The sequence below is a fragment of the Lysinibacillus sp. NPDC093216 genome, from assembly GCF_050280325.1.
In the GTDB taxonomy this organism is placed as follows: Bacteria; Bacillota; Bacilli; order Bacillales_A; family Planococcaceae; genus Lysinibacillus.
Genome location: NZ_JBNNVB010000033.1, coordinates 51,255 through 60,146, shown reverse-complemented (window position 1 = coordinate 60,146; position 8,892 = coordinate 51,255). Strand labels below are relative to the sequence as shown.

The following is an 8,892-nucleotide window of genomic DNA, read 5'->3' as shown; positions in this document are numbered from 1 at the left end:
TCCAAAATTTTGTTTCGTTCACCAACTCTAGGTTAGTTACTAAAAACTTTATTGATTACGTTTTGCTTGTTCAGTTTTCAAGGTTCATTTTGTTGTCATTTTGCTTCAACAACTTTTATAATATAACATTTTCTTGTTTTTGTTGTCAACACTTTTTTAGAAGTTTTTAACTTCTTTTCAAAAGCATCAACTCTTATATAATATCACTCTACGTTTTCAATGTCAACATCTTTATTTAATGTTTTTTTGAATCCGTTTCGTTTCTTGCGTCGTCTTAACGACAAGTAACAATTTAACACGATTTCAATACAACCGCAAGTGTTTTTTTGCTATAAAATTATCTTTTTTATAAATATAGAATTAGCGAGCTATTTTACGATTTTTCGAGCACTAAATAATTCTTATAATCTTCTAGCTATCTCTTTATTTGTTTTACTATACATCTCTTTCTCATAAATCTCAATAAAATCAATTATGCCTCGGCATAATTGCGTCCGGAATTGGCTTTTTGCTTGCACAAAGAACTCCTTGCCGATCCCGTAACATCCGCTAGAGGCTTTAACTTTCTTTCAGAAAATGCCTTTGTAGCGAAAGCGCAGCGACAGGTGTTTGGACACCTACTGAAAGATAGTTAAATAAGAAGAGTATCTATATTGGTCTTTTTTCAAGGATTCTTTCTAAAGCTTCCCTTCATAAAGCATAAAAGATATCAAAACACATCGGAACGCACCATTACCCTAATAAATACTCAACCATGAAAAAAGGAGTCAGCGGTTCTCCTGCACCTCGACTCCTACTTATTCATGTTTGTTACTTTTTTAACTTTATTGTTCTGCTACAAATGCGGTATTCAAAATTGAAAGTTAGCTAATTAAACTTAAATCTAAAATCAACTAATTTTAATTATTTTGTTTATCAGCTACATCTAGGCACCAAGAGAAATTATCCCACGCAGAATACCAGCCGCTGAAAATTTCAGAGGAATCATCCCAACGGACATCGAATTTCTTCTGACCGTTTATATCCACTAAATATAATGTAAGAGTTGGATCTGCTTTAGAAACCGCCAATTTCATACCATGTTCAAGCTCTTCCTCAGTTAACAGAACATCTGAAACTGAGCGTACTTGTGCCTGTTCAAATACTTGTTTGTTAAAGATTTTATAATTCATTATAAGCCTCCAATAAAACTTTTGATAATGTCTATTTCTATTTAATCTGCAAATTATAGAACTCTAAAAGTATACCTTAAATTCATTCATCATTTAAATACTCTACTTAATTCTTTCTAATTTAAACTTTTAAATAGTTACTATTTCATTGCAGAAGATGCAAAACAGGAGTCTTAGTGCTTCTTCTACACCTCGACTCCTGCTTATTCAAGATAACCTTTTAAAACTATTACTTAGTAGTATGACGCATTGTTGGGAATAATAATACGTCGCGAATTGATGGTGAATTTGTAAGAAGCATGATTAAACGGTCGATACCAACACCTAATCCACCTGTTGGAGGCATACCGTATTCTAATGCTTCAATGAAATCATTGTCCATTTCGTGTGCTTCATCATTACCAGCTGCTTTTTCAGCTAACTGAGCTTCAAAGCGCTCACGTTGGTCAATTGGATCATTTAGTTCTGTAAAGGCATTTGCATGCTCACGACGGACGATAAATAGTTCGAAACGGTCTGTGAACCGCTCGTCCTCTGGGTTTTTCTTTGCTAGAGGCGAGATTTCTACTGGATGACCATAAACAAATGTAGGCTGAACAAGAGTCTCTTCAATCTTTTGCTCGAAGAACTCGTTAATAATATGCCCTACCTCATGTGTTTCTTTAACTTCTACTCCATGTTCTTTAGCAAGCGCTTGAGCTTGTTCCTTAGTCATCAGTTGCCAGAAGTCTACACCTGTAGCTTCTTTTACTGCATCTACCATATGAACTCGTTTCCAGCCTACAGCAAGATCAATTTCATCTTCACCGTATTGAACTGTAGTAGTGCCCAAAACTTCCTGAGCTACATGAGCAATAAGGTTTTCAGTTAGAGACATAATATCTTTATAATCCGCATAAGCTTCATACAGCTCTATCATTGTGAATTCAGGATTGTGGCGTGTTGAAATCCCTTCATTTCGGAAAACACGACCAATTTCATATACTTTCTCTAGTCCACCAACAATTAGACGTTTCAAATGCAGTTCGATTGCAATACGCATATATAATTCCATATCAAGCGCATTATGGTGTGTAATAAACGGACGAGCCGCCGCACCACCAGCTATTGTATGAAGCATTGGTGTTTCTACTTCTAAATATCCTGCATTATCTAAATAATTGCGAATAGCACGGATAATTTTAGAACGTGTAATGAATGTTGTTTTACTATCCTCATTCGTCATTAAATCTAAATAGCGTTGACGGTAACGTTGTTCAACATCTTGTAAGCCATGGAATTTTTCTGGCATAGGGCGTAGAGCTTTTGATAGGAATGTAAATTCTTCAGCTTTTACTGAAAGCTCTCCAACTTGTGTTCGGAATACATTACCACGAATACCTACGATATCGCCTAAGTCAGCTTGTTTAAATAATTCATATGCTTCTTCGCCAACATGATCTTGACGAACATAAATTTGAATTTGGCCACCTAAATCTTGAATATGTGCAAAGCCGGCTTTTCCTTTACCGCGTTTCGTCATAATACGACCCGCAATAATTACCTCTTGTAGGTTTTCTTCTAGCTGCTCTTTCGTTTGATCTGCAAATTGTTCACGCACTTCTGTTGATAAATGCGTGCGTTCAAAACGACTACCAAATGGATCTTGACCATTTTCTCGAATAGCCGTCATTTTTTGGCGTCTCACCAAAAGCTGATCATTTAATTCTTCTATGTTTGACACTTGTTTCACTCCTTATTAAATTGTCCGCGTTGCGTTTACGTCCATAATATTTCTATTGTACACAATTTTATTGCTGTAATCATCTGTTTCGTTTTAATTTCCATAATAGGATAAATAATTAATAATTCTAAAAATTAATGTTACCAGAAAAATAGACGTCTCAGAACGAACAGAGAGACGTCTATTTACTGTATTAAAGAATGAATTCTTTTGCTTCTGGTACTATTAATTTAGATTCAAGCTCTTCGTAGTCTTGTACAATTCCATTTAATAGCGCACGAAGCTCTACCGCAGTTTCTGTTTGGTTAATCGCTTTACGCGCTTTACCATTACCACGAATACCTTTTAAATACCATGAAGCATGTTTACGCATTTCACGTACCGCCACACCTTCTCCTTTTAATTGCATAAGGCGTTCAAAGTGAAGCAAACACACATCAATTTTTTCGCGTACACTCGGCTCTTCCTTTAACTCACCAGTTTCAAGGTATTGAACTGTACGATAAATCATCCATGGATTGCCTAACGCAGCGCGTCCAATCATTACTGCGTCCACTCCAGTAGTATCAAGCATACGTTTTGCATCTTGAGGAGTTTCTACATCACCATTACCAAGCACAGGAATTTTTACATTTTCCTTCACTTGACGAATGAAATCCCAATTTGCTTTTCCTTCATACATTTGTACACGTGTACGTCCATGAACAGCTACTGCTGAAGCACCAGCACGTTCGGCAGCTTGTGCATTCTCAACAGCAAAGATATGCTCGTCATCCCAGCCAATACGCATTTTCACGCTGACAGGTTTTTTTACTGCATCTACAACAGCCGCTACCATTTCATATAATTTATTTGGATCTAAAAGTAAACGGGCGCCCGCTTCACATTTAATAATTTTATTAACTGGGCAACCCATATTAATATCGATAATATCGGCAGTTGTGTTTTCATCTACATACTTAGCCGCTTCCACTAGCGTAGCCTTATCACCACCAAAGATTTGCAATGAAAGTGGATTTTCACGCTCATCGATATAAAGCATGCCTAGTGTTTTTTCGTTCTTCTGGACAATCCCTTTATCACTAATCATTTCTGCATATACTAGCCCTGCTCCGAACTCCTTAACAGTTAAACGGAAAGCAGAGTTACAGATTCCTGCCATTGGTGCTAATACGACACGGTTGTCCATGACTATATCGCCAATTTGAAACGGCTTCTCAGTTGTCTGACTCAACGCTGTTTTCCCCCTTCTATAGGTTTTCACCTATTCCATATATCAATCGTTAATGCTACGCAAATCAATTATGCCTCGGCATGATGGCATCCGAATTTGGCTTTGTGCTTAGGCTTGCTGATGTTATAGGCAGTCACTACACCAGTTATCTTTGACCACTGGATTAGAAACTTAATTAACGGTCTGCATAATTTTCAGCTCTGCTGATGCTCGCCATAAAGTTACGCCTTCCTCTTCACAATTCATCTGCTGCATTGTATCATGTGCCCTTTGCAGTTGTTGTCCAACTGGTGCAGGTGTAATTTCTATTAGTGGAACTAATACGAAAGCTCGCTCATACATTCTTGGATGTGGAACAATTAAGCTCTCTGTTTCAACATTTTCGTGATTGTAGAGTAGAATGTCAAGGTCTATGATTCGAGGGCCCCATCGAAATTCACGAACACGCCCAAGTTCGCTTTCAACCCATTGGCATATGTTCAGCATTTCGGAAGATGAGTAACTCGTTTTAATATGAACAGCAATATTTAAAAAATCTGCTTGGTCCGTGTAGCCTACAGCAGCTGTTTCATAAACAGAAGAAATGTGTACAACTTCAATTTCCTCTTTGCCCTTTAAAAGAGTAACAGCATGTTGTAGGTTTTCAAATCGATCTCCCATATTTGTACCGATTGATAAATACACATCATTCATTCGTAATCACCTCTCGTGATCTCTACCGATACTTCTTTATAATAGCCATGGATTGGTGGATCTGGTTTAATAAGCTCCACGCGAACTCCCTTAACCTTTTCTGAGTATGTCTCTAAAATACTGTTTGCTATTTTGGATACAAGCGCTTCAATAAGCTTGAACGGCTCTCCTTCTACAATATCACGGCATAACGCATAAACCTCTGCATAGTTCACCGTATGATTTAAGTCATCCGTCTCTCCAGCCTTTGTCATATCTACAGCAAGTGAAACATTGGCACGGAAGCGTTGGCCAAGTGTTGTTTCCGCTGCTAAAACGCCATGATAGCCGTAAAACTGCATGTCCTTTAAATGAATATAGTCCATCACGCTTCCTCCTTATAAGTACGCTTACCAACTAAAACATCAGCCATATGTGTAGATCGTGCCATTTCCTTTACATCATGCACACGAATCATATGGCAGCCTTTTTCAATACCGTAAACAACTGTTGCCCCTGTACCTTCTATACGCTCCTCAACAGGCAACTTTAAGACATTACCAATCATTGATTTACGTGAAGTCGCTAGCAAAACAGGATAACCCATTGCTACTAAATCATCTAAATGCTTCATCATTTCTATATTTTGAGCAGTAGTCTTCGCAAAGCCTATGCCTGGATCTAAAATAATATGATTGTCTGGTATACCTGCATTCCGAGCAATAGCAATACTCTTCTCTAAGTCAGCCTTTGCCGTCATCCAGAAATCAGCACCATAATTAGTGTTGTCTCGATTATGCATTAAAATAATCGGTACATTTAAATCTGCAGCAACTTGAGCGATCTCGGGTTCAGCTTGCGCTCCCCAAATATCATTAATAATATGTGCACCAGCTTCAATGGCTGCACGAGCTACGTTCGCTTTATACGTATCAACCGATATAACTGCTGGCACTTCAGCTACTAAAGCTTGAATAACTGGTACAATTCGTGCAATTTCATCTTCATCGGAAATACGTTCATAACCTGGGCGTGTTGATTCTCCGCCAACATCAATAATTTTAGCGCCCTCAGCTACCATTTTTTTCGCTTGAGCAACTGCAGCTTCTACGTTATTGTACTTTCCTCCATCTGAAAATGAATCCGGTGTGACATTTAAAATACCCATCATAAAAGTTTCTGCTGTATAGTCTAACGTGATCCCGTTAATAGTTAATGGTGTTGTATATTTTTCTAGCATGTTAACTCTCCTTCTATTCTTGTTCCACTTCATTGACAAATACTTCATGTAAACGCGAATAAACAGGCCCTTTATTGCCTAATAACTGCTTACTCTCTAATTTAAGAATTGGAACAAGCTCTTGTACAGAGTTAGTAATAAAGCACTCTGAACTTTGCTCTACATCCTCTTTAGTAAAGAAGCCTTCTTTTACCTTAATCCCTAGAGATTGTGCTCGCTCAACTACCCACGCTCGGATAATACCAGGTAAAATACCCGCCTCTAAGGAAGGCGTATATAGTATATCATCTTTCACCCAAAAGATATTTGATGTTACACCTTCAGCAACAAAGCCATTTTCCGTTAAAAAGAAGCCTTCTTGTTGTGCCAAAGATGGCATCTCAAAACGCCCAAGAACGTTATTGCCATAATGGTGCGATTTCACTCGAAGCCCTTTTTCAGGCGTATTACGCGGTGTTACAAGCCACTGTGCGTTTTTTTCCATACCTCGAGGTGTATCATGTAATTCTTTGCGAAAAACAATAACATTCGGTTGTCTATATTCAGTAGGCTGTAAACCGATACTATGCTCTCCAGCTGAGACATTTATTCGGAAATATCCATCCTGCCCATCGGCTTGTTCATTTAATTGCTGAACAACCTTCAGTAAATCCTCTTCCGTATATGGCATATGAATACGATATTGAGAAAGCGCGGTTTGCAACCTCTCCATATGTGCTTCCCAGCAAAACACCTTTCCCTTATACGTTCGAAACGTTTCAAAAAAGCCTAACCCGTATAAAAATCCATGATCAAATGGTGAAATGCGCAAATCCTGCGCCGCTATGTAGTCTCCATTCATCCAGCACAGCATTTACTTCGCTCCCTCAACATACAAATCTATAAACTGGCGTAGAAGCTTTTTACCTTGCTCCGTCATAATCGATTCAGGATGATATTGCACTCCCTCAATTGGATAGTCTTTATGACGAACGCCCATAATTTCACCTTCTTCTGTCCATGCTGTCACTTCAAAACATGCCGGTAACGTTTCCTTTTCTACAATTAAGGAGTGGTAACGAGTAGCTGCAAATGGATTTGGCATCCCCTTATGCAAACCTATTTCAGCATGTAGCACCGGTGATGTTTTACCATGCATCAAACGTTCAGCTCGTATAACATTCCCCCCGAATACTTGAGCAATAGCTTGATGGCCAAGGCAAACGCCTAAAATCGGAATATTTCCCGCGAAATACTTAATAATGTTCAGGCTTTCACCCGCTTCATTTGGGCTACATGGCCCCGGAGAAATGACAATCATATCTGGTGCAAGCTGCTCAATATCTTTCACCGTTAATACATCGTTTCTTTTGACCACTAATTCATGTCCAAATTCCCCAAAATATTGTACAAGGTTATACGTAAAAGAATCGTAGTTATCAATCATTAAAATCATTTTGCTCGCTCCTCTGCCATTGCCTTTGCCTGCCACATCGCCTTCGCTTTATTTAAAGATTCTAGGTATTCTCTTTCCGGAACAGAATCAATAACAATTCCTGCGCCTGCCTGAATATGCGCTACTCCATCTTTAACAAATGCTGTACGAATAACAATATTAAACTCCATATCACCTGTGAAGCCTAGCCAGCCAATTGAACCCGTATATAATCCTCGTCTTACAGGTTCTAATTCTTCAATAATCTCCATCGTACGAATTTTAGGTGCACCTGTTATCGTTCCTCCTGGGAACATGGCACGGATAACGTCTGCATTGGTTTTCCCTTCAGCTATTTCTCCTCGTACATTAGAAACAATGTGCATCACGTGTGAATAACGTTCAATCACCATGAACTCATCTACTTCAACCGTCCCATATGTAGATACTCTCCCTAAATCATTGCGCTCTAAATCAACAAGCATTACATGTTCAGCGCGTTCCTTTTCGTTATCGATCAATTCTTGCGCTAAAGCTAAATCCTCAGCCTCAGATTTCCCTCTTGGTCGTGTACCAGCGATTGGTCGAGTAGACAACTCCTTACCATGACGCTTCACCAAAAGCTCAGGTGAACCAGAAACGACAGTAAAATCCGGCGCTTCTATATAAGCCATGTAAGGTGAAGGATTAAATGCACGTAATGCTTCATATACATCCATTGCAGTTGCGTTTAATTTTTTGGATTGACGTACCGACAAATTCACTTGAAATACATCACCTTGCGCTATGTATGTTTGGATTTTACTTACTGCTTCCTCAAAGGCAGTCCCAGCAAAAGATACTAACAATTCACTTTCGTCATTTACTATTTCGACAGCATTTGTTTTTTCAAATTTACGTGTAAGCAGTCCTTCTTGTGCGGCCTCTTGCCACACATTAGCCCATTCTTCCAAATCCACACTACAGTCTGTTAGCTTCATAAGCGTTACTTTATTTGTTTTCACATCGTGTACTGCCCAGCAATCAAAAATATAAAAATAGATATCTGGTATATGTAAATCATCTACAGCAGTATTCTGTAACGCTTCAATTTTACGAGCGTAATCGTATGAAACAAACCCGATAGCACCACCTTGAAAAACAGGAAGCTCCGCATTATATGAAATGTGATAGTTCTTCACTAATTTCTCTAATAATGCAAGAGGTTCACCATTTAAATTTTCAGTCTCACCATTTCTCCAATTTACAAGTAAACCATTCTCGATTGATTGTGCTATAGCTAGCGGATTCCAAGCAGCTATTGTAAAATTTCCTCCGCGTCCACTTTCTAAAAATACATGTGCTTGTTCTGCTTCAGTTTGCTTCTTATAACTATAAAAAAACGAGTCTGCATCCATCGTTATTGTTTTTGTCAGCATTGTCTTCAAGTTGCTATTC

General features: G+C 38.5%; 9 protein-coding genes. All 9 read right to left on the bottom strand.

Annotated elements, in window-relative coordinates:
* Nucleotides 1–899 precede the first annotated feature (899 nt).
* Nucleotides 900–1,172 carry a hypothetical protein gene (locus ACQKOG_RS24060; RefSeq protein ID WP_370081942.1) on the bottom strand — a complete coding sequence of 91 codons (273 nt, stop codon included), beginning with the start codon at nucleotides 1,170–1,172 and terminating at the stop codon, nucleotides 900–902.
* Between the two features lie 229 nt (nucleotides 1,173–1,401).
* Nucleotides 1,402–2,904: a lysine--tRNA ligase gene (gene lysS / locus ACQKOG_RS24055; RefSeq protein ID WP_427448387.1), complete on the bottom strand. Its 1,503-nt coding sequence runs from the start codon at nucleotides 2,902–2,904 to the stop codon at nucleotides 1,402–1,404.
* Between the two features lie 184 nt (nucleotides 2,905–3,088).
* On the bottom strand, nucleotides 3,089–4,129 hold the full coding sequence (dusB, locus tag ACQKOG_RS24050) for a tRNA dihydrouridine synthase DusB (RefSeq protein ID WP_402875112.1): 1,041 nt from the start codon (nucleotides 4,127–4,129) through the stop codon (nucleotides 3,089–3,091).
* A gap of 171 nt (nucleotides 4,130–4,300) precedes the next feature.
* Nucleotides 4,301–4,822 carry a 2-amino-4-hydroxy-6-hydroxymethyldihydropteridine diphosphokinase gene (gene folK / locus ACQKOG_RS24045; RefSeq protein WP_370081938.1) on the bottom strand — a complete coding sequence of 174 codons (522 nt, stop codon included), beginning with the start codon at nucleotides 4,820–4,822 and terminating at the stop codon, nucleotides 4,301–4,303.
* On the bottom strand, nucleotides 4,819–5,187 hold the full coding sequence (folB, locus tag ACQKOG_RS24040; RefSeq protein WP_370081936.1) for a dihydroneopterin aldolase: 369 nt from the start codon (nucleotides 5,185–5,187) through the stop codon (nucleotides 4,819–4,821). The genes folK and folB overlap by 4 nt, the downstream gene beginning before the upstream one ends.
* Nucleotides 5,187–6,041: a dihydropteroate synthase gene (gene folP, locus ACQKOG_RS24035; protein ID WP_402875106.1), complete on the bottom strand. Its 855-nt coding sequence runs from the start codon at nucleotides 6,039–6,041 to the stop codon at nucleotides 5,187–5,189. Before folP ends, folB begins: the two co-directional genes overlap by 1 nt.
* 13 nt (nucleotides 6,042–6,054) lie before the next feature.
* Nucleotides 6,055–6,894, bottom strand: a complete 840-nt coding sequence (gene pabC, locus ACQKOG_RS24030; RefSeq protein WP_370081932.1) for an aminodeoxychorismate lyase — start codon at nucleotides 6,892–6,894, stop codon at nucleotides 6,055–6,057.
* On the bottom strand, nucleotides 6,895–7,476 hold the full coding sequence (gene pabA / locus ACQKOG_RS24025) for an aminodeoxychorismate/anthranilate synthase component II (RefSeq protein ID WP_370081930.1): 582 nt from the start codon (nucleotides 7,474–7,476) through the stop codon (nucleotides 6,895–6,897).
* Entirely contained in the window at nucleotides 7,473–8,882 is a 1,410-nt protein-coding gene (locus tag ACQKOG_RS24020; protein ID WP_370081928.1) for an anthranilate synthase component I family protein, read from the bottom strand. Before ACQKOG_RS24020 ends, pabA begins: the two co-directional genes overlap by 4 nt.
* Nucleotides 8,883–8,892: the final 10 nt, after the last annotated feature.

What these genes read in the sequence shown, in the direction of transcription:
- ACQKOG_RS24060 (WP_370081942.1), bottom strand. Translation starts at nt 1,172, where the DNA reads ATGAATTATAAAATCTTTAACAAACAAGTATTTGAACAGGCACAAGTA.
- folK (WP_370081938.1), bottom strand. Translation starts at nt 4,822, where the DNA reads ATGAATGATGTGTATTTATCAATCGGTACAAATATGGGAGATCGATTT.
- folB (WP_370081936.1), bottom strand. Translation starts at nt 5,187, where the DNA reads ATGGACTATATTCATTTAAAGGACATGCAGTTTTACGGCTATCATGGC.
- folP (WP_402875106.1), bottom strand. Translation starts at nt 6,041, where the DNA reads ATGCTAGAAAAATATACAACACCATTAACTATTAACGGGATCACGTTA.
- pabC (WP_370081932.1), bottom strand. Translation starts at nt 6,894, where the DNA reads ATGCTGTGCTGGATGAATGGAGACTACATAGCGGCGCAGGATTTGCGC.
- pabA (WP_370081930.1), bottom strand. Translation starts at nt 7,476, where the DNA reads ATGATTTTAATGATTGATAACTACGATTCTTTTACGTATAACCTTGTA.